The sequence below is a fragment of the Streptomyces tatrensis genome (genome assembly GCF_049310065.1).
Taxonomy (GTDB): domain Bacteria; phylum Actinomycetota; class Actinomycetes; order Streptomycetales; family Streptomycetaceae; genus Streptomyces.
Genome location: NZ_JBMDLB010000011.1, coordinates 4099457 through 4126429 on the forward strand (window position 1 = coordinate 4099457; position 26973 = coordinate 4126429).

The 26973-nt window shown below is 69.0% G+C and carries 28 protein-coding genes; 14 read left to right on the forward strand and 14 right to left on the reverse strand.

The window, feature by feature from the left end:
- Positions 1-319 precede the first annotated feature (319 nt).
- A complete protein-coding gene (locus tag ACODT5_RS34180; protein ID WP_422522952.1) occupies positions 320-739 on the reverse strand; it encodes an arsenate reductase ArsC in 420 nt (139 codons plus the stop codon).
- A 108-nt stretch (positions 740-847) separates the two neighbouring features.
- Between ACODT5_RS34180 and ACODT5_RS34185 the strand changes: the two genes are divergently transcribed.
- Genes ACODT5_RS34185 through ACODT5_RS34195 form a run of 3 tightly spaced genes read left to right on the forward strand, consistent with a single transcriptional unit; the run spans position 848 to position 3098 of the window.
- Positions 848-1162 (forward strand): ArsR/SmtB family transcription factor, encoded by a 315-nt coding sequence (locus ACODT5_RS34185; RefSeq protein ID WP_422522953.1) that lies wholly within the window; start codon positions 848-850, stop codon positions 1160-1162.
- Positions 1163-1203: 41 nt separating this feature from the next.
- Positions 1204-1998, forward strand: coding sequence for an aquaporin (locus tag ACODT5_RS34190; RefSeq protein ID WP_422522954.1), 795 nt, complete (start codon positions 1204-1206; stop codon positions 1996-1998).
- A complete protein-coding gene (locus ACODT5_RS34195) occupies positions 1995-3098 on the forward strand; it encodes an ArsO family NAD(P)H-dependent flavin-containing monooxygenase (RefSeq protein WP_422522955.1) in 1104 nt (367 codons plus the stop codon). Before ACODT5_RS34190 ends, ACODT5_RS34195 begins: the two co-directional genes overlap by 4 nt.
- Here the strand turns inward: ACODT5_RS34195 and ACODT5_RS34200 are convergent.
- The 3 genes from ACODT5_RS34200 to ACODT5_RS34210 form a co-directional block, all read right to left on the reverse strand.
- A complete protein-coding gene (locus ACODT5_RS34200) occupies positions 2999-3430 on the reverse strand; it encodes a hypothetical protein (RefSeq protein WP_422522956.1) in 432 nt (143 codons plus the stop codon). The genes ACODT5_RS34195 and ACODT5_RS34200 overlap by 100 nt on opposite strands.
- A gap of 114 nt (positions 3431-3544) precedes the next feature.
- Positions 3545-4033, reverse strand: a complete 489-nt coding sequence (locus tag ACODT5_RS34205; RefSeq protein WP_422522957.1) for a GNAT family N-acetyltransferase — start codon at positions 4031-4033, stop codon at positions 3545-3547.
- 2 nt (positions 4034-4035) lie between these two features.
- Positions 4036-4401, reverse strand: coding sequence for an ArsR/SmtB family transcription factor (locus tag ACODT5_RS34210; protein WP_422522958.1), 366 nt, complete (start codon positions 4399-4401; stop codon positions 4036-4038).
- A 224-nt stretch (positions 4402-4625) separates the two neighbouring features.
- Between ACODT5_RS34210 and ACODT5_RS34215 the strand changes: the two genes are divergently transcribed.
- The 3 genes from ACODT5_RS34215 (at position 4626) to ACODT5_RS34225 (ending at position 9445) form a co-directional block, all read left to right on the forward strand.
- Positions 4626-6002 (forward strand): NAD(P)-binding domain-containing protein, encoded by a 1377-nt coding sequence (locus ACODT5_RS34215; protein ID WP_422522959.1) that lies wholly within the window; start codon positions 4626-4628, stop codon positions 6000-6002.
- 5 nt (positions 6003-6007) lie between these two features.
- A complete protein-coding gene (locus ACODT5_RS34220) occupies positions 6008-7252 on the forward strand; it encodes an MFS transporter (protein WP_422522960.1) in 1245 nt (414 codons plus the stop codon).
- 834 nt (positions 7253-8086) lie between these two features.
- Positions 8087-9445: a hypothetical protein gene (locus ACODT5_RS34225; protein WP_422522961.1), complete on the forward strand. Its 1359-nt coding sequence runs from the start codon at positions 8087-8089 to the stop codon at positions 9443-9445.
- Here ACODT5_RS34225 and ACODT5_RS34230 read toward each other — a convergent pair.
- The 7 genes from ACODT5_RS34230 to ACODT5_RS34260 form a co-directional block, all read right to left on the reverse strand.
- Positions 9442-10137 (reverse strand): hypothetical protein, encoded by a 696-nt coding sequence (locus tag ACODT5_RS34230; protein WP_422522962.1) that lies wholly within the window; start codon positions 10135-10137, stop codon positions 9442-9444. The genes ACODT5_RS34225 and ACODT5_RS34230 overlap by 4 nt on opposite strands.
- A gap of 28 nt (positions 10138-10165) precedes the next feature.
- Entirely contained in the window at positions 10166-12466 is a 2301-nt protein-coding gene (locus tag ACODT5_RS34235; protein ID WP_422522963.1) for a hypothetical protein, read from the reverse strand.
- Between the two features lie 54 nt (positions 12467-12520).
- The gene (locus ACODT5_RS34240; RefSeq protein WP_422522964.1) at positions 12521-13066 is read right to left on the reverse strand and encodes a hypothetical protein; all 546 of its coding nucleotides are present in this window, start codon (positions 13064-13066) and stop codon (positions 12521-12523) included.
- A 485-nt stretch (positions 13067-13551) separates the two neighbouring features.
- On the reverse strand, positions 13552-14157 hold the full coding sequence (locus ACODT5_RS34245) for an HAD domain-containing protein (protein ID WP_422522965.1): 606 nt from the start codon (positions 14155-14157) through the stop codon (positions 13552-13554).
- A gap of 14 nt (positions 14158-14171) precedes the next feature.
- Positions 14172-14864, reverse strand: a complete 693-nt coding sequence (locus ACODT5_RS34250; protein ID WP_422522966.1) for a class I SAM-dependent methyltransferase — start codon at positions 14862-14864, stop codon at positions 14172-14174.
- Positions 14865-15776 (reverse strand): phosphotransferase family protein, encoded by a 912-nt coding sequence (locus ACODT5_RS34255; RefSeq protein WP_422522967.1) that lies wholly within the window; start codon positions 15774-15776, stop codon positions 14865-14867.
- 81 nt (positions 15777-15857) lie between these two features.
- Positions 15858-16607, reverse strand: a complete 750-nt coding sequence (locus tag ACODT5_RS34260) for a hypothetical protein (protein WP_422522968.1) — start codon at positions 16605-16607, stop codon at positions 15858-15860.
- A 193-nt stretch (positions 16608-16800) separates the two neighbouring features.
- Here ACODT5_RS34260 and ACODT5_RS34265 point away from each other — a divergent pair, with 193 nt between their 5' ends.
- From ACODT5_RS34265 to ACODT5_RS34275, 3 genes are read left to right on the forward strand one after another with little or no spacing between them, the layout of a single operon-like run.
- A complete protein-coding gene (locus tag ACODT5_RS34265; protein WP_422522969.1) occupies positions 16801-18156 on the forward strand; it encodes an NsdA family TPR-like regulatory protein in 1356 nt (451 codons plus the stop codon).
- A 1-nt stretch (position 18157) separates the two neighbouring features.
- Positions 18158-18691, forward strand: coding sequence for an NUDIX domain-containing protein (locus ACODT5_RS34270; protein ID WP_422522970.1), 534 nt, complete (start codon positions 18158-18160; stop codon positions 18689-18691).
- 1 nt (position 18692) lies between these two features.
- Positions 18693-20048 carry a YopA family protein gene (locus ACODT5_RS34275; RefSeq protein WP_422522971.1) on the forward strand — a complete coding sequence of 452 codons (1356 nt, stop codon included), beginning with the start codon at positions 18693-18695 and terminating at the stop codon, positions 20046-20048.
- A gap of 9 nt (positions 20049-20057) precedes the next feature.
- Here the strand turns inward: ACODT5_RS34275 and ACODT5_RS34280 are convergent, their stop codons facing one another.
- On the reverse strand, positions 20058-21305 hold the full coding sequence (locus ACODT5_RS34280) for a pyridoxal phosphate-dependent aminotransferase (protein ID WP_422522972.1): 1248 nt from the start codon (positions 21303-21305) through the stop codon (positions 20058-20060).
- 47 nt (positions 21306-21352) lie between these two features.
- Entirely contained in the window at positions 21353-21526 is a 174-nt protein-coding gene (locus tag ACODT5_RS34285) for a hypothetical protein (RefSeq protein WP_328299258.1), read from the reverse strand.
- A 138-nt stretch (positions 21527-21664) separates the two neighbouring features.
- On the opposite strand from ACODT5_RS34285, the gene ACODT5_RS34290 reads away from it, so the two are divergent.
- Positions 21665-22021 carry an ArsR/SmtB family transcription factor gene (locus ACODT5_RS34290; RefSeq protein WP_422522973.1) on the forward strand — a complete coding sequence of 119 codons (357 nt, stop codon included), beginning with the start codon at positions 21665-21667 and terminating at the stop codon, positions 22019-22021.
- 117 nt (positions 22022-22138) lie between these two features.
- Here ACODT5_RS34290 and ACODT5_RS34295 read toward each other — a convergent pair whose 3' ends face one another.
- Positions 22139-23203, reverse strand: coding sequence for a permease (locus ACODT5_RS34295; protein WP_422522974.1), 1065 nt, complete (start codon positions 23201-23203; stop codon positions 22139-22141).
- A gap of 116 nt (positions 23204-23319) precedes the next feature.
- Between ACODT5_RS34295 and ACODT5_RS34300 the strand changes: the two genes are divergently transcribed.
- From ACODT5_RS34300 to ACODT5_RS34315, 4 genes are all read left to right on the forward strand, one after another.
- Positions 23320-23670, forward strand: a complete 351-nt coding sequence (locus tag ACODT5_RS34300; protein WP_422522975.1) for an ArsR/SmtB family transcription factor — start codon at positions 23320-23322, stop codon at positions 23668-23670.
- A gap of 249 nt (positions 23671-23919) precedes the next feature.
- Complete coding sequence (locus tag ACODT5_RS34305; protein WP_422522976.1) at positions 23920-24174, forward strand: hypothetical protein; 255 nt, start codon at positions 23920-23922, stop codon at positions 24172-24174.
- Positions 24175-24258: 84 nt separating this feature from the next.
- On the forward strand, positions 24259-25821 hold the full coding sequence (locus tag ACODT5_RS34310; RefSeq protein ID WP_422522977.1) for a GNAT family N-acetyltransferase: 1563 nt from the start codon (positions 24259-24261) through the stop codon (positions 25819-25821).
- Positions 25822-26079: 258 nt separating this feature from the next.
- Complete coding sequence (locus ACODT5_RS34315; RefSeq protein ID WP_422522978.1) at positions 26080-26970, forward strand: hypothetical protein; 891 nt, start codon at positions 26080-26082, stop codon at positions 26968-26970.
- The last annotated feature ends 3 nt before the right edge of the window (positions 26971-26973 follow it).

A 26973-nucleotide genomic window follows, 5' to 3' on the forward strand; every position in this document is an offset into this window, starting at 1 on the left:
CCGACCCTCGCAGTGGGGCGACTACGGATGAACCCCGTCGAAACGGCACAGCAGACCTCCTGGGACATCTTGCGATCACGGCCACCATAAACCGAGAGCAGATCAACCAGCCTGCGCCCAGGGACAGTTGTGAGGGCCATGGCGCGCGATTGACTCCAAGATGTCGGGCTTTGCCCGCAACGGCAGAACCTCACCCCGTCAAGAACCGCAATTGCTCAATCGAAAGGGCGATCTCGAAGCTCCGCAATGGGTTCGTCGGCCACAAAATGACCGGCGGGGCGGGGCGGGGCGGGGAGGGGCCGGGCGGCTACCGACCGGGTCAGACCTGCCTCTTGGCGTCGATCTCGGCGATCAGGCCCTCGATGAGGCCCTTGATCTCGTCGCGGATGGGGCGCACGGCCTCCACGCCCTGACCGGCCGGGTCTTCCAGCTGCCAGTCGAGGTAGGTCTTGCCGGGGAAGTACGGGCAGGCGTCGCCGCAGCCCATCGTGATGATGTAGTCCGACGCCTGCGCGGCCTCGGGGGTCAGCACCTTCGGCTTCTGGTCGGAAATGTCGATGCCCAGCTCGGCCATGGCGGCGACGGCGGAGGGGTTGATCCGCTCACCGGGGACGGAGCCGGCGGAGCGGACCTCGACGCGGTCGCCGGCGAGGTGGCGCAGGAACCCGGCCGCCATCTGCGAGCGGCCCGCGTTGTGGATGCAGACGAACAGCACGGACGCGAGCGGGGTGGAGGGCATCGGTTCTTCCTTCATCGGCAGGGTCGACGGGGCCGCCCCATCTCGCCCGGGCGGCAACGACTCAGCCCGGACTGGTATCAGCCCCAGCTGATGTGACAGTATCAGTCCATGATGACGTCAGTCGACACTGAACTGATCCGAGTCCTGGCAGACCCCCTCAGGCTTCAGATCGTGACCCTGCTCTCCCGCGAGACGCTGTGCACCACGCACCTCGTGGAAGAGACCGGTGCCAAGCAGACCAACCTCTCCAACCACCTGAAGGTGCTCAGAGAGGCCGGGGTCGTGGAGACCGAACCGTGCGGCCGCTTCATCTACTACAGACTCCGCCCGGAAGTCATCGAGGCCCTCGCCGGCCAGTTCGCCGGCCTCGCGCAGGCCGCGCGTGCCACTTCCGAAGCGAACCTCAAGCGGTCCTGCCCGTAGTCCGCTTGGCCTCCCCCTCACCTGCCCGAGGAGAACCTGCCTTGTCCGCCACCGAGCCCGTCGGCCCCGCACCCGCAGCGGTCACCGAAATACCCGCCGACGTGCCCCAGCCCGTACCGGGCACGACCCCGCCCGCCGCTCCGCTGGTGGCCCGCGCCGCCGCCGAACTCGTCGGGACGGCCGCGCTGGTCGCGGTCGTCGTCGGGTCCGGCATCCAGGCCACGCAGCTCACCCAGGACGTGGCCCTGCAGCTCCTGGCCAACTCCACCGCCACCGTCTTCGGCCTCGGCGTCCTCATCGCCCTCCTCGGCCCGGTCTCCGGCGCCCACTTCAACCCGGTGGTCAGCCTCGCCGAGTGGTGGACGGCCCGCCGCACCGGCGGCGGACTCACCGCCCGCGAGCTGGCCGTCTACGTGCCCGCCCAGATCGTCGGCGCCATCGCGGGCGCGATCCTCGCCGACGCGATGTTCGGTGAGCCGCTGGTGAAGTGGTCCACCCACGACCGCTCCGCCGGGAACCTCCTGCTCGGCGAGCTCGTGGCCACCGCCGGGCTGATCCTGCTGATCTTCGGCCTGGCGCGCACGGACCGGCTGCGCTTCGCGCCCGTCGCCGTGGCCTCGTACATCGGTGCCGCGTACTGGTTCACCTCCTCCACCTCCTTCGCCAACCCGGCCGTCACCATCGGCCGCGCCTTCACCGACACCTTCGCGGGCATCGCCCCCGCCTCGGTCCCGGCGTTCGTGGGTGTGCAGCTCGTGGGTGCGGTCGTGGGCCTGGCCCTGGTCGCGGTCATCTTCATGCGCGGCAAGACGGACGGCGGGGCGCCCTCCGCATGACGCAGCACACGGACGTGGTGGTGATCGGCGGCGGTCAGTCCGGGCTCGCCGCCGGCTATCACCTGCGCCGACTGGGTATCGAGCACGTCATCCTCGACGCCCAGGAGGGTGCGGGCGGGGCCTGGCAGCACACCTGGGACTCCCTGCGCCTCTTCTCCCCGGCCGCCCACTCCTCGCTGCCCGGCCGGTTCATGCCCGCCCAGGAGGGCGAGCTCTATCCGGACGCCGGGCACGTGGTCTCGTACCTCGCGGACTACGAGAAGCGCTACGAGCTCCCCGTGCGGCGGGGCGTGCGGGTCGACGCCGTCCACCGCGACGGCGTCCACCGCGACGGCATCCACCGCGAAGGCGTCCACCGCGACGGCGGCTTCCTGCGGGTGGAGACGGATTGCGGGGAGTGGCGGGCCCGCGCGGTCGTCGGCGCGACCGGGACGTGGACCCGGCCCTTCCTGCCCGCCGTCCCCGGACGGCGGGAGTTCCAGGGCCGCCAGCTCCACACGGTGCAGTACCGCAGTCCCGGCGAGTTCGCCGGTCAGCGCGTCATCGTGGTGGGTGGCGGGAACTCCGGGGCCCAGGTCGCCGCCGACCTCGCGTCCGTCGCCGAGCTGACGTGGGTCACCCAGCGCCCGCCGCGCTACCTGCCCGACGACATCGACGGCCGGGCCCTCTTCGATGCCGCGACCGCCCGCCGCCAGGCGCTCGGCGCGGGCCGTACCGACACCGGCGGTGTCGCCTCGCTCGGCGACATCGTGGCCGTGCCCCCGGTCCGCGCGGCCCGCGACGCCGGACTCCTGGCGGCGGAGCCGATGTTCAGCCGCCTCACCGCCACCGGTGCCGAATGGGCCGACGGCACCCGGGCCGAGGCCGACGCGATCATCTGGTGCACCGGCTTCCGCCCGGCCCTCGCCCCCTTCGCCCCACTGCGACTGCGCGGCAGCCACGGCCACATCGCCACCGCCGGCACGCGCGCCGCCGACGAGCCCCGCCTCCACCTGCTCGGCTACGGCGACTGGACCGGCCCCGCCTCCGCCACCCTCATCGGCGTCGGCCGTCCCGCCCGCGACGCGGCCCGCGAGATCGCGGAGCTGCTGGGCCGCTGACGCGCGACACCCTCTGCCGTTGGGGTGGTCCGTAGGCGGTCCATCAGGGCGAAGCCGACGGGCAGGGCGGTCTCGGCCCGCATGTAGAGGGGGACGGCGATCAGCGCGGCGAGCGGGATGGCGTACCACTTGCCGTCTCCGGCCACGGCGGCCATCAGGTCGGTGGGCACGTACTCCTCCTCCTCCTGGCCGCCGGCGACCCGTACGCGCTTGACCTGCGAGGCGAAGCCGAAGCGGTGCATGCCGTGCGCGATGAGCAGGGTGCCGAAGGGCAAGACGAGTTCACCGGCGATCATGCCGAACGTCGCGAGGACTTCGAGGACTTGGTTCACGGGTCGTGCACCTCAGGGCCCTGCAGACATCGCTGTGCCGTCCCACCGGCGTGGACGTGCTGCCGGTCGGTGAGGGGTGGGTTCAGTCTTGGGGCTGTACGAGGAGGGGCGCGGTCAGTCGATCCGCGGGCTGCGGCGCTCCAGCAGGACGACGTCACGCCACACGCCGTGGTGGCGGCCGATGCGCTGGCGGGTGCCGATGACGCGGAAACCGGCCCTCTGGTGCAGGGCCAGGCTCGCGGTGTTCTCGGGGAAGATCCCGGACTGGATCGTCCAGATGCCCGCCGCCTCGGTCGAGGCGATCAGGGCGTCGAGCAGGGCGCGGGCCACGCCGCGGCCCCGGGCGCCGGGGTGGACGTAGACGGAGTGCTCGACCACGCCCGCGTAGGCGCACCGGTCGGAGACCTTGGAAGCGGCCAACCAGCCGAGCAGTTTCCCGTCCGCGTCGACTGCCGCGAAGCGGTGATCCGGCAGCCTCCCCGCATCGAAGGCCTCCCAGGTGGGGGCCTCGGTCTCGAAGGTGGCATTGCCCTCGTCGATCCCGGCTTGGTAGATCGCCAGGACCTCGTCCGCGTGCGCCCGGGTCAGGGGCACGATGCGCATGCTCACACCCCACCGGCCCGGGTCAGCAGGGCGCCCATGGCCGCGAGGACGGCGGGCTCCACGCGGTAGTAGACCCAGGTGCCGCGCCGCTCGGAGGAGAGCAGGCCGGCGTCCTTCAACTTCTTCAGGTGGTGCGAGACCGTCGGCTGCGAAACGCCCACATCGGAGATGTCGCACACGCAGGCCTCCCCGCCCTCGTGCGAGGCGACGGCCGAGAACAGCCGCAGGCGCACGGGATCACCCAGCGCCTTGAACATCACCGCGGTCCGCTCGGCCTCCTCGGCCGTCAGCGGGCGCTCCGTCAGCGGCGGGCAGCAGGGCGCGGCGGCGTCCGGTTCCAGCAGGGGCAAGACCTTCGAGGAGGGCATGCCTTCATCATCCCCAGAAAATAGATGGATGTCTATGTTGACGAACGTCGATATGAGGTGCCAGTCTTGAGGCGTCAGGACATCGACAAACGTCGAAACAGCGCACATCGTGGTTGGACGGCGTAGCTGGACGACGCGGCTGGACGTAGTCGGAAGTACTCGGAAGTACCCAGAGGTAGTCGGACGTAGTCGGACGTAGTCGGAAGTAGCCAGGGGAGCCCGCCATGAACACATCCACCGAAGCCCTGCCCGTCGTCGTGATCGGAGCCGGTCCGATCGGCCTCGCGGCCGCGGCTCGGCTCGTCGAGCGGGACATCGAGCCCCTCGTGCTGGAGGCGGGCCCCGCCGCGGGGTCCGCGGTCCGTGAGTGGGCCCACGTACGCCTCTTCTCCACCTGGGGCGAGGTCATCGACCCGGCCGCGGAGAAGCTCCTCGCCCCGACCGGCTGGGTCAAGCCCGACCCCGCCGCCTACCCCTCCGGCGGCGACTGGGCCGAGCTCTACCTCCAGCCCCTGGCCGACGCCCTCGGCGAGCGCGTCCGCTACGGCGCGACCGTCACCGGAGTCTCCCGCACCGGCCGGGACCGGATCGTCGACGCGGACCGCGAGGCCCAGCCCTTCGTCATCCACTACACCGCGGCCGACGGCACCGAGGCCCGCGTCTTCGCCCGCGCCGTCATCGACGCCTCCGGTACGTGGTCCACCCCGAGCCCGGCCGGCGGCAGCGGCCTGCCCGCCCTCGGCGAGAAGAGCGCGGCCGACCGCATCACGTACCGCGTCCCGGACCTCAAGGACCCCGCCGTCCGCGCCCGCCACGCCGGCAAGCGCACCGCCGTCATCGGCTCCGGAGCCTCCGCCTTCACCGCGCTCGCCCACCTCGCCGACCTCGCGAAGGAGGAGCCCGGCACCCGTGCCGCCTGGATCCTGCGCCGCGGCATCTCCGGCTCCACCTTCGGCGGCGGCACCGCCGACCAGCTCCCCGCCCGCGGCGCCCTCGGCCTCGCCGCCAAGGCCGCCGTCGACGACGGCCACGCCGACGCGGTCACCGGCTTCCGCACCGAAGCCGTCGAACGCGACTCCGACGGCCGCCTCATCCTCGTCGGCGAGGACGGCCGCCGCCTGGACCCGGTCGACGAGGTCGTCGTCCTGACCGGCCTCCGCCCCGACCTCACGTTCCTCGACGAGCTGCGCCTCGGCCTCGACGAACGCCTCCAGGCCCCCACCGCGCTCGCCCCGCTGATCGACCCCAACCAGCACTCCTGCGGCACCGTCTACCCGCACGGCGCGAGCGAGCTCTCCCACCCGGAGAAGGACCTCTACCTGGCCGGCATGAAGTCCTACGGCCGCGCCCCGACCTTCCTCGCCATGACCGGCTACGAGCAGGTCCGCTCCATCGCCGCCACCCTCGCAGGCGACCACGAGGCCGCGGAACGCGTCGAACTCACCCTCCCCGAAACCGGAGTCTGCGGCGGATCCGGCCTCTTCGAGCAGCCCGCGGCAGCCACCCCCGAGGCAGTCTCCCCCGAAGGAGCCGGCGGAGGCTGCTGCGCGGCCCCCGCCACCCTCACCATCGGCGCCCCCGCCTCCTCCGGCGGCTGCTGACCCAGGTGACCGGCACCCAGGCCGACGTGGCCGCGACCGGGACGGGGGTCCGGCCGCGGCCACGCGGCGTCCTCCCGGCCCTCTGCGCCACCCAGATCACGAGCTGGGGGATCGTCTACTACGCCTTCCCCGTCCTCCTGCCACGCCTGACGGCGGACACCGGCTGGTCCCTCAACGCCGCGACCGCCGCCTTCTCCCTCGCCCTCGTCGTCTCGGCCGTCGCCGGCATCCCCCTCGGCCGGATCCTCGACCGCCGGGGCCCGCGCGCCGTGATGACCACCGGCTCCGTGATCGGCACCCTGGCCGTCCTCCTCATCGCGGCGGCCCCGAACCTGACCGTCTTCACCTGCGGGTGGATCCTCGCGGGCGTGGCCATGGCCGCCACCTTCTACCCGCCCGCCTTCGCCGCCCTCACCCGCTGGTGGGGCCCCGACCGGGTCCGGGCCCTGACGATCGTCACCCTCGCGGGAGGGCTCGCCTCCACGGTCTTCGCCCCGCTGACCGCAGCCCTGGCCGAACACCTCAGCTGGCGCGCCACCTACGCCGCCCTTGCCGCGATCCTCGCCGCCGTCACCATCCCCGCCCACGCCCTCGCCCTACGAGCCCCCTGGCCCCCGGCCCCGCCCTCCCCACTCTCCCCACCCTCGACGCTCTCGACCGACCGCACGCCGGTCGCCCGAAGCCGCCCCTTCCTCCTCCTGGCCGTCGCCTTCACCCTCTCCGGCTTCGCCATGTACGCCGTCGTCATGGGCCTCATCCCGCTCCTCACCGAACGCGGCGCCGACGCGACAACGGCCGCCTGGGCACTCGGACTCGGCGGCGCGGGCCAAACCCTCGGCCGAACCCTCTACGCCGGCCTGTCCACCCGTACCTCGACCACCACCCGTACGGTCACCCTGCTCGCCCTGGGCGGCGCGACCACGGCAGCACTCGCCCTGACCCCCGGCCCGATACCGCTGCTCATCGCGCTCTCGGTGCTGGCAGGCGTCGTACGCGGCAACCTGACCCTGCTCCAGGCCACCGCGGTCACCGACCGCTGGGGCACCACCCACTACGGCCGCCTCTCCGGGCTCCTCGGCGCCCCGGCCCACATCGCGGGAGCCCTGGCCCCCTGGGCGGGCGCCGCCCTCGCGGGCCCGCTCGGCGGCTACCCCCACCTCTTCGCGGCCCTGGCCTCGCTCTCGATCGTGGCCGCCTGCCTCGCCCTCGGCGCCACCGGGAAGAGCCGCACGCCATCGGCCCAAAACTGAGCCGCGGAGCCCCCCACTGATCCGCTACCCTGTCCTGGGCTGCCCTCGCGGCGGCCCAGGACCTTGCCGGGGCAAGCCGGACTCTCACGCAGAGCACCCAGCCACGCCCCACCCAAGGCCCGCCTTCGTGGGGCTTGACGGAAACCTTAAAAGCCCAGGTCAGGCCCTCTCTGCGGAAGCTGCCGAAAACGCTCCGCTCGCCTTCTCGGAACGCATTGCGCATCGTCGCAGCTCAGAGGCATGTCGGTGGATCCCTCGGCCTCCCTTGATTTCGGCCGCTGAATTGCGGGATGCCTCGGCTTTCGTATCCGCCCTTCATAGCAATGCCGCTGTCGGCTCGCAGGCCCGTCTCCGGGACTCTGCGCTGTGGCGCTCTGAGCCCGCGGGGTCAGGATTGACGGTCCCAAAACGCTTCCACTGGTTCTGGTGGCCATCGCGCACAGCAGAGAAGCGATACCCGTCCGAAGGTCGCGGCCGACCCACCCTTGAGCAGCCCACCCACTCCCCTGAGAGATTGTGCTGCCTGCCGACTACACCGAAGATTGGCTGCTGCGACGGCCCCCTTGAGCTGACGTGAGTAGGCGCCGCTCCCCCTGGGCCCTGCCTGACATTGGATCTTGGTGGGCTCGCGGAGCCAGAGGATGAGTGACGTCCGGGACGTCGGCCCCACTCGATGCCGAGGTCACGGCCGAAGCCCAGCGTCTGGCGCGCGTTCGGCCTGGCCAGAACCGACGTTCGTAGCGATCGAGCCCTGAACAAACGGTCGTCAACAAAGGCAGGGCAAGACAGCTCTTTCGCGTCCGGGGCCAGCTACATGAATGGGAGAATCGTTCCATGCCGGATCTCTCGCCTTCAAACGACTCGGACGCCAGGACTTTCGCTCTCGACACCAGCGTCATCCCCCTTGGTGAGCGCGCCCTGCGGGGCGTTCTTAACCACGTGGTCGCTGTCGGCGACGAGGCCGAGGCGACCTACCTCGAGGTGAAGAGCCCTCTCGACATGAACAGCAAGGCGACCGCGGCCAAGATCGCAAAGTTTCTCCTGGGCGCAGCGAACCGGCGTCCGGGCGAGGCGGCCCGACACTTCCACGGCTACGCGGTCCTGGTCATCGGCGCACAGAAGAACGGCGCTCCCGGCGTACCGCGCGGAACCGAGGCCCACGAGCTCGAGGACCGGCTCCGCCCCTACCTCGGGCCCCAGTTTCCTGCCTTCGAGTTCGGCCGGATCGGCATCGACTTCGACCACGAGGTCCTGTTCGTCATCGCCCAGCCGCCGGAGGATGGTCAGACGATCTTCCCGTGTCACAAGAGCTATCAGGGTGAGGACCGCCGCGACAACATCGAGGACGGCGCGATCTATGTGCGAGGCATCAGCAACACGCGGCCCGCACGCTCCGGAGAGGTCCTCGCTCTCGTCGAGCGCGTCCGCCGGGGCGGGAAGCCACCGATTGACCTCGAGGTACAACTGATCGGCCCGATCTGCAGGGTCGACCGCGTGGACGAGATCCTGGAGAGACTGCGCCGCTACGAAGAAGAGAAGTTCACTAAGCAGCCTAGACCGGCTGAAGACACCGTCGCCTCGATGCCGTTCAGATTGACGCCGACCGTCTTCGGCTGGCCGAAGCCGCTGTCGATGGAGGACCGGGAGCAGGCGCTCGCCGCATGGCAGAGCAAGAAGGTCGAACACATCGCTGAGGCTCGGGAGCACTTCCTTGGCGTCGGGATGCCGGGTGCCGGCGTCCAGGTGGTCAGCCGCCATCGTTTCGTGGCCAAGCCGCACCTGATCCTGACGTTCCATAACTGCGAGGTTTTGGAATACCTCGACCCGGACGACGCCGACTTCGAGAAGACCGTCGAACCAGTGCTGCGGTCATACGATCCGTTCTCACCAAAATTCGACTACTCGACTATCCGGCCCCTCCCACAGGGCTATCCCGTAACCTGGAGCACCCACGGCGAGGACGCTGAAGTTGTGCTCACTCCCGAGTCGTTCCGCCCGAACGTACCTTGGACGAGCGGCCAAGACGACTACGTGATCATCGCGAGGGATCCTCAGGCCAGTTCGGTGGAGGTCTCGTGGCAACTTACCGAGGACGGCAACGACGCGGTGACCAGTGGTGAGCTCCGGATACCCACCGAGCCCCTCGTCGACGCGGCCGACCTGTTCGAGTCGGTCTTCCTCAGCACGGACTAGGTGTGTTCTTCGACACCGGGCGAGGGGAGACCATGGATCTCTCGCAAACGCTGAGCTGCAGCCTCGCCCTCGAATTCTGTTAACGCAGTACATAAACGCCCAATGACAAACTGCTTGGCATCGGGCTTCAGCTTCCCGTACCACTCCTCCAGCAGATGTGCTGTTTGCACCCACGTAGCACCCGGGGCGAACGAAGCCACCTGCTCAGCAACGATGCGGACGATCTTGATCGTCTCCGCGTTGACCGTCTCCGGTGACTCGAGCAACAGCTGTGCAAGGAGAAGCGTCGGGTCCGTGCGCAGCTGATCGCGGTACGCCACCGCCTGGACCACCCGCAGTTGCTTGATCTCCGAGTCCGTACGCGCGCGTGCCCTGAGGTGCATCTGGGCTTGGGCGGCATGCAGGTCCTCAGGGGCAACATGTACGCGTACGGTGGCCCCTTGCACCCGCACCCCCTCGTCGGGCAGCACCGCTTCCCTACCGAAGCGCGCGTTCGCGCGATGTTGGAGTTCTGCGTAATCAAGGATGGGGCAGTCAGCCGCCAGCCGTGTGAACTCGCCGATCACATGGCACGTTGCAACGGCCTCCGGATTGTGGTGACGGACTCGGCTTCTCTGCCATCGGCCCTCTATGAAGACATCAAAGCGGAATCCGTCATCTGCGCTCGCGACAGTGAAGCTGACCGAGAACACGCCCCGCCTTGTTGGCCGACCCCAGAATCTAAGCACTCGCCGGTTCTCCCTCCCTTTCCCCGCCCGGCGCACGCGGATCGGCGGCCTCCACGCTTCGTACCAGTGCAGCACGGAACCTACTGCGTCCTTCCCAATCCAGCGCCTCCCCCCGAATCAACCAGTGCTCAGCCAGTCGATAGAGGTTCAGGACGCGTCGGCCCCGCAGATGATCACCTTGGGTCTCGTGAACTGCACGCACGAACGTGGCCGCAATCCGATCTGCTGCGTCGTCTCCCGTTGCCGCAGCGGCGTCCAACCACACGGCACAAGCTCGCCGGCCAAGCGCAGTGGGCTCCTCCGCCTCCAGAGCGGTTCGCCAGCCACGGATCACCCAGTCTGGAACAACCCCTCCCTCCGGGGAGCTCAGCAGAGCTGGTTGACCAGAATCGTCATGTTGCAGTGCCAGATTCATGAAAGCGCTCGCAGCAGAGCGCTGTAGGCCGTTCTGATCACTGGCGAACCAGGAATCGAGGGTCTTACGCACTTGGGGACGCAGCTCGTCCTCCTCCCAGAGCGCGTTGAGGGCCGTCCCGACGGCCTCCGCAACGCCGTCCTTCTGCGAGACGGCGAGGTCACCCAATCGGCGCAACATCAGCCCGGGGTGAGCAGGAACGAGAGTCTGAAATACACGGGCAAGTGTCCGCAGGAGGTGAGCACTGCTCTCCTCGCTCGAGGCCCACCTAGTAGTTGCGTTCCGGGTGAGCTGGCCAACCTCTGGGTCGAGAATGGCAGCGACCAAGAGATCGTGTGCGTGCCCAACGAGGCCGCCGTCCTGCGACCAGTCTTCAGCCACCCGGTACAGCAACTTCGTCTGCCTGGATGCCTGGGCGTGGCGGAGGGCCCACGGGACCATACGCTGTGCGAGACGCGCCTGCTGGTCCGGCTGGAGGCCCAAGCAGAGTTTGGCCGTCCAGTTTGTGAACCGCCCGATGAGTTCTGGCCGGTCCCGCCAGAAGTAGCGGACCACAGCCTCGGCGAAGCCAGGCCCAGGGAACCGCAGGTTGCCGTCAGGCAGAGGTATCGCATCGATCTGGCGCGCCAGCTGAATCAGACCGGGTCCCTGTTGCCCTGTCAGCCGGGGACCTTCGTTCTTCTCACCAAGCGCATGCCCCAGGGAGGTGATCCTGTCGTGGACGTTCTCGATGGGTGCGCCGTCGTAGACCGAAGCCAGCAGCAAGTAGTTGCGGTCGTAGCTGGTTCGGCCGGGCTCGGAGTGCCATTTCCACAGGACATCCATCCAGCCGGCGACTGCGTTTGCGACGGCCTGCACGACCTTGTCGAACCCGTCAGAGCCTTGTTCAGTGCTGCGTCCTGTGGCGGACCTGTACTGGGACTCGGCGCGTACCAAGGTCTGGGCCCATTCCTTCACCTGACCTGGGCGCAACTGAGGCAAGTCCTTGCAGAGACGGTGGTCTTCAGCCCAAGACTTCGGGTCGGTAATCCCTGCCGTCTCCAGGTACTTCGTGAAGAGCTCGATCGCATCCGGCGCCGCGGGAATCTTCGCGAGGCCGCCGGCACCGTTCCCGATCCGAGCCCATAGCTCTGCGCCCACCAGAACGATCAGGTAGGAGTCATCATCACGTAAGTCGTCGGCTTGCTGTAGCTCCAGGCCAAAGTCGCAGCTGGCAGGGACACTCTCCTCAGTCTCACGCAGGTCCAGGATCCACCCGGTGCGCTTGTTTCCTCTGAGACCCTCCATGCTGAAGCTGTCCCCGACTTCTCGACGGACCCGCCGCAGAGTCAGGGGCTCACCTTGAACGTTGGTCAGCAGCTGCAGTGCCGAAGTCCAGCGGCCACTGCCAAGGTGGTCCGCGACGAGCACCGCGACGCGGTTGTCCTTCAGGACCTCCGCGACCTCCCCTTCATTCCCAATGGGTAGGTAGTCCGCTAGCTCTCGAGCCACTGATTCTGCGCGCAGGGGCGCACCGCTGTGGCGCTGCACTGCCTCGAAGAGCTGACCGATCATGGTGCCGTGATTGGCATCCGCGTGCACGCTGGCGTACGGGCCGCTACGGAGAGTCGCCGCCGATGGGACCGGATCCGCTTCGACTTCGGCTTGGATCGGTGTTGCGTCGGTAGCTGAGGGCGAGGCCGGAAGTTCCACGGTGTCGTCGACTGCGACAGGGATAGGGGTGCTGGATGCCAGCTCCTCCGCCAAGCCTGCCGAATCCGAGGGCGCAGGGGGGACGGCAGTGTCATCCACAGTGCCACCGTTCAAGCCGGGCGCGAGTGTCTTCCCTCGCCCGTCGGCGCTCGGTTCCTGCACGTACTCAGTAGCGGGCTCGGACATGCGCGGACTCCTCTTAGCTGGTCGGGGAGGGAAGTCAGAGGCGGGATCGGGCCTTCACGCGCGGCCGTCGATGATGGGCGCCTTCATCCCGATGACCTTTCCCCCGGCCTCCACGCTCCTCGCCCTGATAGTGCTTGTCACGGAGCCGCGAATGGCGTCCTCCGCCTCGATACCCGTCACCTCACCGGCCACCGTGTCGTAGTGCTGAGCACTCACGGGGCCAGTCTGTTCACGAGCCTCGCCCGCGAAGGTGAACCGCTGGCCGTAGACGTCTTCTAGGGCCACACGCACCTGCCCGAGGGTCCGCATAAGCACAGCATTCTCGACAGTGAGTTGGGAGGAGTCGCGCTGATACTGGGCCATTCCGAGCGCATAAGCCTCCAGCACCTCAAGCCGGGCCTCAAGCCGCTCCGAGTCGGCTCGAAGCGGCAGCTCCAGCTCGCCCACCAGTTCGGCGGGTACCTCCGGGTCCGCTTCCGCCTCCACCGTTCCGCCAGAGCGGCGACGCGACAGGACCGCGTCCAGCCTCTGCCCGAGGAACGCGAACGCCGCCGGTAGCGCACTGCTTGCGACCATCGAAAAATCCGCACCATCCAGCATGAAGCCCCACCCTCGCAGACTTGAACACATCAAAAACGAGACAAGGAGCTATTCATACCTTCACGGGACGAAGGCGTATGCCAACTCAAACAACCCTGGCTCAAATAGGACCAGAAGTGAACGCCTAGCCGATCTCCGAAAACATACTCGATTACCTTCGAGCGACACCGCCGCGCAACTATTGTGACTCGTGAGGCGGGGGCGCCACCTCAGGGAGCCCGGACTCTCGAGTTGAATGGGCCCGGTGCCCGTGTGCACGAAAGACCAGCTCATCGGGGCATCTCAGTACCCGCGAAGTCCGCCAGGCCACGTCGAACGTCATGGTCCAGCGCGATTTCTGGATCATGCGTAGCGCTCTCAAACTAATGACCGGAGAGAGGATGAGCCGAGTCGCCGTTAAATTCACGTGCCGAGTGTGCCACTCGAAGCGGCGTTACTCGACCTGAACTTCCAGCCAACATCGCCCGCAACTGCAACCACACAAGTTAACAGGCGTCACAAAAACCGCAGCAGCCACTCGGAGATTGCCCACACAGCCATCCATCGAAAGTGGCGGCATTCTCGAACAATCGCGCTACCAAGTTTTGAACGCATACGAGATCTCTGGCTTGGAGACCGATATAGGGGTCTGGCTGGATCAGCACGGTTGCGCAACCTAGGGCTGTCCGATCTGCGGCCCAGGTGTGGTCGAGGGCGGTGAAGTCGTCGTCGATCCAGACGACTGGGGCCGCGCCGAGCCAGGCATCGACGTGATCGCGTTTCCAGAGGTAGCCGTTGGGGTGGCTGGTGGTGATTTGGGGGCGGGGCAGGTCAAGGTAGGGAAAGTCAGGAAGGCCCAGGAGCGGCCCGATGATCGTGGTGGCGTCCTTGCGCCAGCTCGTGCACCAAACCGGGGTGACCAGGCCACTGGCCAGGAGCTCGGTGAGCAGCTGGCCGTGCCTGGGGTCGAGCCAGATGGGGACGGAATCGTCCGGCTGCCGCCCGGCGGGCAGGACGCTGTGGCGGACGTGGGTGGGTGGGGTGCTGCCGTCTGCGGCGGGAAAGGGTATGAAGACGCCGTCGATGTCCAGGAGCAGGTAGGGCAGTGCCATTGGTGCCTCCGGGGTCAGCGTTTGCGGGCGGTGATCAGGAGGGTGGTCGGCCACGGGTCGCGGCGAGGATGACGCAGCTCCAGGGCTGAGGTGACGCGCAGGCCTGTACGCGCGAGGTGGGCGCCCCAGCGCCGAGCGTCAAATTCCCATCGGGCGATGGGTAGTCGGGTGCGGTCGGGCATAGTGACGTAGTCCTCGCGCGGACGGTCGTCCGTGGATGGATGTCTTCCGGCCCGTGCCGGGTGCGGGACGGAGAAGGCCAGAACACCGCCTGGCTTGAGGTGCCGGGAAATGGCTGCGAGCAACAGCTCGGGGGCGACGAGGCCGACGGCGCCGAAGACGGAGTAGATCGCGTCGAAGGTCTGGCCGGTGGCCTGCAAGTGGTGCAGGGCATGGCTGGCAGCGAAGGTGGCGCCGCCAACGTGTCCGTAGTGGGAGCGGGCGCGGCGTATCTGGAAGCCGACCAGATCGACACCGGTGACGCGGGCCTGGTGGTACTTGGCGAGGTGGGCCACGTTGTGGCCGGGGCCGCAGCCCAGCTCCAGGAGGTGCTTGCCGCGTAGGCCCCGCCCCAGAACCTCAGCTCCAGGACCGAGGCCCGCGTGGGTGCTCCACTCCATCCGGGCCGGCGCGGTGAGCGCATGGGCGGGGGAAGCGGCAATGCGCTGGGTTGCGTGGGCGTACCAGGGGGAGACCTGGGCGAGCACCTAGACCTCCAGGAGTTGGACCACGTCATTCAGGTGGCGGCGGACGACAGAGATGTATGCGGGGTCCTTGGTCGGGTCGTTGATCCAGCGGATGGCCTGCTCCATGAACCACTCCACCACCCACATGCGATGCCAGCCCAGGGCCCACGCCTCGGCGGCCAGGCCGCCCCGGGCGGCGAGGGCGTCCTCGTGGCCGCCTGCAGTGACGTACTGCTCCAAGAACACCCGCAGCCGGACGGGGCTCGGTGCGTCAGTGGTGCCGTGGTACGAGGCAAGGTCGATCAGGCCGGGGCCGGTGAAGGCGCGGGCGAAGTCGAGGAGGTGCCAGCCGTGCTCCCCGATGTGGACGCTCGTGGGGTGGAACTCGGAGTGGACCCAGCCGAACGGGTCCAGCGTCGCCCCCTGGCTGCGGGCTTCAGCCGATGCGGAGATCTTCCCCAGTCCGGTCTCGATGTCGTCGCAGTCCGTCCACCGATCCGCCTTTCGCAGCCGCTGGAGGTGATCGATGGCTCGGCCGGGCAGGGCCGCCAGCCCCGCACTGTCGAGGAGCGGCAGGCCCCCCGCCGGGCGGGCGGCGTGGAGCATCACGGCTGCGGCGACTCCGTCGAGGTCATCGGCGCCGCGTACGGGGGTGCCGAGATCGTCCATGAGCATCCCGAGCCAGTTGTCCCGCATGGCGGTGGCGTGGAGCTCGGGGACCGGCAGCCCGCGCTGATGGGCGATTCGCAGGGCCTGGGCCTCGCGGTCGAAGGGCTCCTTGGCGTACTTGAAGACGGCCGTGGTGCCGTCGGGGAAGGTGACGCGTTCGACGCCGGACATGCCCCAGACGCGGATCTCGGAACGTTCGGGGAGGGGCTTGCCGACGAGGCCGCACAGGTCGTCGAGCAGGGCGGTGATCAGGCTCTGGTCCATGAGGGGACTCCGGGGGCTGGTGGGCGCCGGGTCGGGCGGAGCGGATCGCCCGCCCAACCCGGCGCCGTATGGAGGTGGGGGTTACTCGGCCGCGGTCACGCGGTGGGCGTAGACCTGCTCGATCCAGCCCGCCTTGAACACGGCTAGGTCGTCACGGAAGTTCGCCATCGAGGCACCGTAGGGCGCGACGACCCCGCCGGTCTGGTCCGGCACGGACTGGCAGCCGTGCACGAGCCGGCCTCCGAGCGCGGCGTGGGCCTTGATGGACTCGATCCGGCGGTGCTCGTTGAACCAGCCGCCGTGGTAGACCTCGTCCAGCATTCCGCCCGTCGCGTCGTCCAGGTCGAAGACGACGGAGGTGGCGGCGGGGAAGAACCAGCAGGGACCGACGTTGGAGATGTGGCCGTCGAGCTCGACCTTGTTGAGCGCCATCAGCGTGGCCGCCTCGCGCAGCATGCGCAGGTGGTCGGCGGTGATCTGCGGCAGGCCGAGGCCGGCCAGGTGCTCCTCGCGGAAGAGGTACGAGTAGACCCCGTACGCCGTTGCCAGGACGCGGGCGGCATCGGACGTGGACTCACCGTGGTTCTTGATGAAGTCGAGCGCGAGCTGCTCGACCGCACTCTCGGTCGTCTCGTCCACGTCGAGGAGCTGGGCCTTGACCAGCTTCCAGTCGGCGACGAGCCAGGTGTTCGACTCGAACCGGAAGAAGTACTCCGCCGGGTCGATGGTGATGCGCCGGCCGTCCACCTGGATGCCGGGCAGGCGGCTCCAGCGCGGGTCGAAGGCGTCGGGCAGCTCGACCTTGATGGTCGCGGTGTCGATGGTGGTCACCGTGTCTCCGTCTCTGATCGCCGGGCCAGGGCATAGGAATGCCCGAGTCCGGTAGGGCGTACGGAACTTGGGGGCCGCCCGGCCCAAGAGTGGGGCGGCTGTCGATAAGTGAACCGCCCGCTACGCAGAGTGGGTACGGTGTGGCGGAGGCCAAGCGGTATACGCGGTTTACAGCTCCGGAGCGGAGGAGATCGTGCCAGCGCCGATTAGTGCCAACTCCCGCCTGCGCGACACGATCAACACGGCCGGGTGTACGTACGAGGCACTCGCCAAGGATGTGCGGCGTATCGCCGCCGAGAACGGCGAGCTGCTCCAGACCAACAAATCTGCCGTCTCCCACTGGGCGAGCGGCACCCGCGTCCCCTCCGGCCAGGCGGGCCAGTATCTCGCCGAAGCCCTCTCGCGCAGGCTCGGCCGTGTTGTCACCCAGAGCGAGATCGGGTTCCAGTCGGCCGATACCGAGCCGTCCGGTGACGGGGACCCGGTCACTGCCGTCACGAACCTCGGCCGTGCGGATGTCGAGCGTCGCCGCTTCCTCGCCATCGCCGCCTTCACCACGGCTGGCGTAGCCATGCCCCTCCTGCACGACCACGAAGCCACCTCACGGATGCTCCGCGCCCGCACCGCGGGGTCCCGCGTCGGTGGCGAGGACATCGACGTCGTCCGGCAGATCACGGCGGCCTTCAGTGCCGCAGACGAACGCCTCGGCGGTGGCCACGGCCTGACCACGGTCACCGCCTACCTCGCCGACACCGCCGCACCCATGCTCCGGGGCCGATTCCCCTCCGAAGCCTTACGCCAGGCCGCCTTCGGTGCCGTTGCGGAGCTCTCCTACCTTGCCGGGTGGAAACATCACGACCTCGGTCACGAGGGCGCTGCCCAGCGCTACTACCAGGTCGGCTACCAGCTCGCCTGCGAAGCCGACCACCACGGTCACGCGGCCTGGATGATGCGCGCCCTCGCCCACCAGTCCCTCAGCCTCAAACAACCCCACCACTGCGTCGACCTCGTCGAAGGCGCCCTCAACCGCGGCCTCGGCCACGTAGACGGCCAGACCGAAGCCCTCCTCCACATCACCCACGCCCGTGCCTACGCAGCCGTCGGCGAGAACCCCTCGGCCGCACGTGCCCTCCTCGCCGCCGAAGACGCACTCCTACGCGAGGACGGCCCACAACCCAGCTTCTCCCGCGTCAGCGGCCCAGCCGCCGGCACAGTGGCCAGCCACACCGCCCGCACCCTGACCGACCTCGCCGACCACATCGGCACGGAACAGCAGCACCGCGACGCGCTCACTCGCTGGGACCCGGAGCAGTACAAGCGCGTCCATGCCCTCACCCATGCTGACCTCGGCGACAGCCTCGCCGCCCAGGCCCGCGCCGACGAAGCGGTCGCCGCCTGGACCCAGGCCCTTGTCCTCATGGAGGGCATGACATCCGACCGCACCCGCAAGGCCATCACCTCAATCCGGTCCACCCTCGCGGTCTACCAGCGCCGCCGCGTCCCCGGCGCCGCCGATCTCGCGCGGCGTGCCCGCGAGGCCCTCGCCTAACATGCGCAACAACCCGCCCGACGAAGGGAAATGCTCCGTGGCACAGCAGACCGATGACCGCTCCCCTGCCCTCAAGCCGGCGCTCGACTCGATGACCCTGCTGGTCGCGGCCGTCATCGTCCACGACAAGGCCACCAACCGCGTCGTCCTCCTCCAGCGGAGCGAGAACGCCAAGTTCGCCCAGGGCATGTGGGACCTCCCCGTCGGCAAGAGCGAACCGGGCGAGCCCATCACCGCTACTGCGGTCCGCGAGCTCTACGAGGAGACGGGCCTCACCGTGAAGCCCGAGTCCCTCACGGTCGCCCACGTCATCCACGGCGCCTGGGGCGTCGAAGCCCCCAACGGCTTCCTCACCATCGTCTTCGCCACGCACGAGTGGACAGGCGAACCCGAGAACCGTGAACCCCGCAAGCACTCTCAGGTCCGCTGGGTCTCCACCGACAACCTGCCAGAGCAGTTCGTCCCTACAACGGGAAGTGCCCTGCGTGGGTACCTTGAGGACGGCCCCGAGGTCTCCCTCAACGGTTGGCACTGAGATGGGCGCCAAGGCCACTCCCAGCCCGCCGGAGCCCACCGCAGAGCCACCGATCGAGCCGTTCCATCCTTTCAACGACATCGGTGCTCCGATCGTCCTCCACTCCGGGGATATCGGTGGAGTCGAGGAGAAAGACCTGCCTGGGGAAGTCACCTTGTCGTGTGCTCCAAGGTTGGGTCTCGACTGGAAAGTGACGCCAACCCCGTCCAGCTGGCCGAACCTGATGCCTGACCTCAGTGAGCCCGGCCCGCTGCTCTTGCGGCGTCCCTACGGGGACTATCCGATGGACATTCACACACCTGGATCAGAGGGCAGCTCCAACGGAGCAACCCTTGGTGACGCGGAGTCCCCCATCACACGGATGGTGGCTCACTGGTTCAACCTGCCGCGCTTCGAAGGTCAGCACCACCTGAGCGCCGGCGAGGGCCAAGAGCGGGTACGGCCCAGAAGCCGCTGGATGCACGAAGTGGATGGCTGGCGCATCACTCTCGACGTCAGGCCGGACCACAAGGAGATCTGGCCTGAGCTGCGCCGCAGCAGGGTCTACGCCATGACCCACGTGATGGAGATCAGCCGCTGCGACGGAGGTGACTTCACCTCCGCTAGCGCCAGGCGCGTTCTGACGGCGCTACACACCGGCCTCTCGTTCTCCCTGGGCAGGTGGGTCGCCCCCATGCTCCCCGTCGGGTTCGCGGCGGACGGACGCGTCGTCTGGGAGGAATGGCGGGTGATGCACTGCGATCCCGCCCGCAACTCCTCCGGCGGATGGTGGGAGCCACTCGATCCGGCACCGTTGGCCCGATTCCTGGACGGGCTCGTACCCGCATACGCCGACCCCGCCAGATCCGAAGCGCTGCGCCTTCAGATCAACTACGCGATCACAGCGATCAGCGGCGAGGGGTTTGTGGAGCAGCGCGTCATCATCGGTGCGGCAGGGCTGGAACACATGATGTGGCAGCGCCTCCACATGGAAGCCGGCTGGAATCGGAAGGCCTACGACTCCCTTCACGCCCATGCCCGACTGCGGCGAATCTTGCAGGATGTCAGCGTCCCGACCTCGATCGACTCCTCCCAGCTACCGGCTCTCGCACAGTTCGCCAATGAGAACCAGAGCAGCGACGGATCATCCCTCGACGGCCCTGAGGCACTCACTCGCGTGCGCAACAGCCTCGTTCATCCGAAGGAGTCGCAGAAGAAGATCTACGGCCGCGAGCGCGTCGTCGTTGACGCATGGTTGCTGGCCAGGCACTACCTCACCCTGCTGATCCTGGAGTCCTTGGGCTACCACGGAGACCACCGCAATTTGGCTCAGATGGGCAGCTGGCAGGGCGAGGTCTCACAGACTCCCTGGGCATAGCCCGGGCCCTCACGCCGCCGCGGGCTTGAGGCCTTCGACGAAGCTTGCGATGCGGGTCAGCGCCTCCTCCAGGCGGTCCGGCGGGACCGTGTAGGAGATGCGGACGTGGTGAGGGGCTGCGAAGTCGGCGCCGGGGACTACCGCGACGTTGGACTGCGCGAGGAGGAGGTCCGCGAAGTCCGCCGCTGAGGTGATGGTGCGGCCCGCGTGGGTGCGGCCGTAGGTGGCGGAGACGTCGGCGAGGAGGAAGAAGGCGCCTTCCGGGTTTCCGCCGGCTTCCAGGCCGGGGATGTCCGCGAGGGCCTTGAGGGTGGTCAGGCGGCGGGCGTCCAGGGCCTGGCGGCGGTGTTCCAGTTCGGTGGTGAGGTCTGCGGTGAGGGCGCCGAGGGCTGCCTTCTGGGCGATGGAGGAGGGGGCCGAGGCGGTGTGGCTCTGGAGGGCCGTGATGGCTTGGGCTACGGGGGTGGGCGCCGCTACCCAGCCGATGCGCCAGCCCGTCATCGCGTAGGTCTTCGAGACGGCTCCGATGGTGAGGGTGCGGGCGGCGATGTCGTCGGAGAGGGAGGCGACAGAGGCGAAGGCCGCGGCGCCGAAGACCCAGTGGTCGCAGATCTCGTCGCTGATGATCGTGAGGTCGTGGTCGACGGCGACCTGGGCCAGGGCCGCCAGTTCGGCGCGGCTGTAGACGACGCCCGAGGGGTTGGCCGGACTGTTGAGGAGGAGGACCCGGGTGCGGGTGGTGACAGCCGCGCGGAGCTGGTCGGGGGTGACCTTGAGGCCGGCGTCCGGGGATGGGTGGACCGGGACCGGGGTGCCGCCGGCCAGGGTGGTCAGGTGGGGATAGCTGACCCAGTGCGGGGCGGGGATCAGGACCTCGTCGCCCGGGTTCAGAAGGGCGGTGAAAGCGTAGTGGAGGGCTTGTTTGGCGCCTGCGGTGACTACTACGGCGGAGGGTTCGTACGTGGTGCCGTGGCGGTTGAGGTGTGCCGCCACGGCCGCTCGGAGTTCGGGGATGCCGGCCGCCGGGGTGTAGCGGGTGAAGCCTTCGGCGATGGCTTGCGTGGCGGCCTGGGCGGCGGGTTCGACGGTGGGGAAGGCCGGTTCGCCGCTGGTGAGGTTGATGACGTCCACCCCGAGCGCGATCAGCGCCTTCGCCTGAGCGTCGAGAGCCGCGGTCGCGGACGGCGGGACCTGTGCCGCCCGGTGCGCGAGGCGGATGCGGCCGGCCTCTTCTGGGGTGGGCGTTGCGGTACTCACGGCGCTCCTTGGGGTGGGATCGGGTGGGGCGTGGGTGGAGGTGTGCGTCAGATACGGATGCCGTAGGCGGCGATCGCGGAGTCCTGGGCGCGGCGGAACTCGTCGGAGCGGCTTACGGGGCTGCTGACTTCGGCGCAGCTGTCGCAGAAGCTGACGCGGGCGACGAAGGCGGCGTTGCGGGTCCGGCGGAGGTTGCGGATGGAGCGGCGGATGAACGGCATGACATCCTCGATTCATAGATGAGTGTCTATGGATTGAGGATGTCGGAATACATAGATGACTGTCAATGGGTTTTGCGGAACGTCCCGCCTCTCGGGCAGATCTGGACGCAGGGGGCTTTGATCGGCCAGATTGTGCGCATGATCGAGCCTGCACCTGCCGGGATATCCGCCTCCTGCTGCCCCGCGCCCATGACCGCCACCGAAGCGGAGGACCTGGCGGCCGCGTTCAAGGCCCTGGCCGATCCGGTGCGGCTGCGGATCGCGAGCATCGTGGCCTGCTGCCCGGCCGGCGAGGTCTGCATGGGGGAGATCGCCTCGGAGTTCTCCGTCTCCGGTCCGACCATCAGTCATCACCTGAAGAAGCTGCGCGAAGCGGGCGTGCTGTCCTCCGAGCGGCGGGCGAACGAGGTCTACTACCAGGTGCGTTCGGACCGCTTGGATGCGCTGATAGCCCAGCTGGCCGCCATGAAGGCGACGGTCAGCCCGGCTTGCTGAGCGCGTCCGTCCCTACATACGGCTGCGGCCCGCCCCGGAGCAGGGGGCGGGCCGTTGCCGTCTTACGTGTTGGTGCGTTGGTGCGTTCGTGCGGTGGCGATCAGACCCGCAGGAGGGTCAGAGCCACATCGGAGCCGTGTAGCCGAGGATGACCGCGCCGGTGAAGAGGATGCCGACGACCAGGGCCACCACGCGCCAGCGGGCGATGAGGAGCATGCCGCTGATGGCGCCGACGCTGGTGCCCGCGCCGGTCATCAGGAAGGCGATCGCCGGGCCCGGGCCCATGCCGCCCTTCATCAGGGCGGCGATGAGCGGCAGGGAGCCGTCGGAGTTCAGGTAAACCGGGATGCCGATGAGCGCGGCGAGCGGGACGGAGTACCAGTTGTCGCCGCCGAGGTACTCGGTCAGGTAGCGGGTCGGGATCGAGTTGATGATCAGGAAGCCCAGCGTCGCGAAGCCCAGGAAGTAGAGCGCGAGGCGCTTGCTGGTGATCTTGAGCTCGTTGCCGAACTCGTCGAGCTTCCAGCGCTTGATCAGGCTGGTCTCGACCGGCGCGGGGGCGGGCGCTGGAGCGATGGGGCGGTTCAGCAGGGCGGTACGGGCGAGACCGCCACCACCACCGGAGCCGGCCGGGGCGCTCACGCCGCCGCCACCCGAGATCCCGTCTTCCGCGTCGTCACTGCTGCAGCAGCTCTCCTCGGCCTTCTTCTCCGCCTCGGTGGAGGTCAGGCGGGCCTGACCCTCGAGCCAGCCGGTCTTCTCGATGAGCCAGGTGACGGCACCGGCGAGGAAGCCGAGGACGATCGCCGCGATGAAGAAGGTCAGGGCGAAGTCGGGGCCGAAGAGGCCTATGGAGTAGACGAGTTCTTCAGGGCTCGTCAGCGGCGAGGCGACCATGAAGGTGACGACCGGGGCCCACGGGACGCTGGAGGCGAGGGCGCCCAGGACGACCGCGGTGGTTCCGCAGGAGCAGAACGGGGTGAGCGTCGCGAGGACGACGGCCCCGATGACCGCCCAGAGGGTCTTGCGTCGCAGCCAGGAGGAGAGTCGCTCCGCTCCGATGTACACCGGGATGGCCGAGGCCACGATGACGCTGATCAGCAGGAAGGGCCAGTTCGCCGCAAGGGTGTGGCCGACGTCCTGGGCTGTCTTGCCCAGGACGTCAAGGACGGTGTCGAACACGGAGAGCTCCAACTCAACTCATAGACGGCTGTCGATGGGTTGAACTCTGTCGGACTCATAGATGACTGTCAATGTGTTTGGGGAACAATCCATAGATGGCCATCGTTGGATTGGGTATGCCTACGCCCATCTCGGAGCTCTGCTGCTCCCCCGTGCTCGCCGGTCCGCTCACCCTTGAGGCGGCCGACGACCTCGCGGCCGCACTGAAGGTCGTCGCCGACTCGACCCGACTGCGCCTGCTCGGGCTGATCCGCACCCAGCCGAACGGGGAGGCGTGCACCTGCGACCTCACCGAGCCGCTGGGCCTGACCCAGCCGACTGTCACGCACCACCTGAAGGTGCTCTTCGAGGCAGGCTTCCTGGAGCGCGAGCGTCGCGGACGCCAGACGTACTACCGGATCGCGGCCGGCAGCATGACCGTGCTGTGCCAGGCACTGGACCCCTCGCCTGAGCTGCTCTCCGCCTGACCCAACTCGTTTGAGCCAAGGGCTGGTTGTCTTCGCGCCACGCGCGGACAGCCGGCCCTTTCGGCATGTTCAGGCATGAGGGTGCCGGGCGCGCTTCCTGCCAGCAGTGATCCCTTCCGCACCCTGGGTGACCTCGGACAGACTCATGAACACCGGGAGGGCGACAAGCCCCCGGGACCGCCGGAACCGGCCAGCAGACCGCTGGCCGCCGGTCGCCAAAAAACCAACGCCACGTCCAAGGGGATAGCCATGTCTGTTTCGCGTACCTCGATGAGCCTTGCCGCCACCGTCCTGGTTGCCGTGATCGGACTCGGCTCCTCCTCCGCGCAGCTCGCCTCCCTGGCTGGCGCCGGCTGGGACACCGCCCCGACCGGTGCCGGCTGGGACAACGCCCCCCTGACCCTGGCCGGTGCGGGCTGGGACACGGCCCCGGTGACCACGGACGGCGCCGGCTGGGACGCCGCCCCCATCAACCCCTCCACCAACGGCGCCGGCTGGGACTGATCCCCGGCCCGCACCCGCATCCGTACCGAACCCCGTTGACCCGGCCCACACCCCAGAGCCGCCCCCACCCGAGGAGAAGAACAGATGAGCACCACTTGCTGCAGCGCCACCACTGAGCAGCCGGTCCCGGCGCTCGTGGTGCTGGATGAGCCGGCCACCGGCTGCTGCTCAGCCCCCGAGGTCACCGAAGCCGTCGAAGCTGTCGAAGCACCTGAGACCGTGAAGGCCGAGGAGCCCTCCGGCTGCTGCGGTCCCGCCCCCGAGCCGGAGCCCGAGGCCGCTTCCGGCTGCTGCGGTCCCGCCAAGCCCGAGCCCGTCTCCTGCTGCGGCAGCAGCGCCGAGCAAGAGGACCCGGCCGACGTACGGACCGGCCTCACGCTCGACGACGCCGTCGCCGCCCTCGGCGGCAGCGTCCCGCAGGTCACCGACCCGGCGCCGTACGTCCTGCCGCACTGGCTCAAGGCCACCGAGACGAGCCTCGAAGGCGCCAAGCCCTGGTACACGGTGGCCGACCGCGGCGAGGGCGAGCTCGCTTTCCTGCCCGGCTTCCTCTTCGACGCCGACCCGATCGTGGACGCCGACCCGCGCACCTACCTGGGCTGGCAGCCCAAGAACGGCGCCGTCGCCTGCTGCTCGGCCACCTCCTGCTGCGACACCACCAACGACACCGTCGAGGCGCTCGGCACCGAGGCGTTCTTCCCGGCCCTGCTGCTCGGTTCCCCACTCGGTTACCGCTCCGAGGCCTCCGCCTCGGTCGAGGACCCGCTGCTGGTCGCGGACCTGATCGACCGCATCGTCCCGGCCGCGGCCGAGGCCGGCGTACGGTCCATCGTCGCGCCCTGGCTGCACGACAGCCCGTACAGCGAGGTCCTCGCGCTCGCCCTCCAGGCGTACGGCGGCGACATCGCCTTCCACGGCGAGAACAACCTGCTCGACCTCCAGCACGACAGCTACGACGCGTACCTCGCCTCCCTCCCGGCCCGTAAGCGGCGTCGCGTGAAGGAGGACCGCGACCGCGCGGCGAACTCGGGCACCCGCATCGAGCGCTTGGACGGCGAGGAGCTGCGTCCGCTGGTCGGCCGGATCTCCGAGCTGATCACGCAGAACCGGCAGAAGTACGGCGGCGGCGAGGACGAGGCGCACATCGGCGCCCTGCTCAGCGCGCTCGTCGAGGGCGGCGCCGACGTGCGTGCCTACCTCGCCTACAAGGACGACGTGGCCGCCGCGGTCTCGGTGACCGTCCGCCAGGGCAAGCGGCTGTTCGTGAAGTGGGCCGGCTTCGACTACGAGGCGCTCGGCGAGCGCAGCGGCATCTACTTCGAGATCGTCCTGGACCGCCCGCTGCGCGACGCGTACGCCGAGGGCGTCACCTCCATCGAGGCCGGTCCGGGCGCCGACGAGGCCAAGCGGCTGCGCGGCTTCAAGCCCCACCAGATCCGCTCGGCGATCCTCGTCACCGACACGGCCCTGCGCCCCGAGGTCGCCAAGCTGCACGCCGCCTTCGGTCAGGCCCGCCGTGAGGCGCTGGGCGCCACCACGGAGGAGGAGCCGACCACGGCGATCGGCCGCCTGAAGGCCAAGCTGCTCGGCGGCTCCGCCTACGAGCCGATCCAGCCCCTCCAGCCGGAGGGCGGCTGCTGCGGCTGACCCTTCGTCCACACATCAACACCCCCTGAGTAGGCCCGGTGCGCGACGCGCGCCGGGCCTACCGGCCGTGCGCTGCCCGGCCGAAGCCGTCACAGGTCGGCAACACCACCCCGCTCGGCACACGCGCGGTGCCAGGCTGAAAGGAGCGGCCGAGAAGCTGGGGGCTAAGTGGCAGTACAGCGCGGAACGTTCAAGTGGTGGATGCTCAGGGGGACGCATCGAAGCAACTGGCCGCGTCTTCACCAGCGCATCGTCACGTTGACGGACACCTTGTCCCAGGACCTCCAGGCCCTCACCACGACACCTGCCGTACCTCCGGCCGTCCGCGCGGTCCTCCGCAAGCGCGTGTTCGCGGCGGCACGCGCAAACCAGGTCGGCTTCATCGCAGTGCTCTCGACGGCGGCCGCGCTCCTCGTCGGCCTGGTGGGGTTGGCCGCCGAATCCCGGACCGGAGAGGAGCCGACGCCGCTCCGGTGGCTCCTGCCCGCCATCGTCCTGTACACCACACCCGCGTGGTGGAGGGTCTGGGTCACGTACTTCGCCCGGGGCAGCCTGCGGCCCTTGCGGCAGTTCGTCCCGGTCGTCGCCGCCATCCGCACGCTACGGAGCTGCACCGCGCTGGTGGCGGCCCCGCCCTCTGCGCGCCCCGCACACATGGACACGGTGTCGAAGGCTCTTCGCAGCTCGGAGCGCGCCGTCCTGCGCGGCCCGAGCCGGTTCGGCACGGCCCCGCGTTCCTCTCCTCGCCGCAAACAGCTCAGGCTTCATTCACGTCTGGTCGTGGCCGCGCTCCGCCAGGCGGAGCTCCGCCTGGACACTGATCCGGTCGAAGGCGCGAAGGAACTGGGACGCATGCTCCTCAGCGTGGCGGAGAACTACTCCGTCGGCAGACTCGGCGCCCTGCTCCCGGAGGAGGATCTCAAGGACCTGCAGCCGGTTCGGGACCGAACCGCGTTGAAGGAGACGCTCCACCTCGCGGGCGCGCTCGCCCTGGTGGGTGCGGTCGGATGGCTGGGCACCTGGTACGGAGCCAAGCTCGGGCTCGAGAGCCCCTGGACCCTGGTCCCGGCCGCTGTGGTCGCCGTACTGATCTACCCGCGGCTCCGGACGACCGGCCCGGACCTGCTGATGTCCTACCTGGGCCCGTAGACG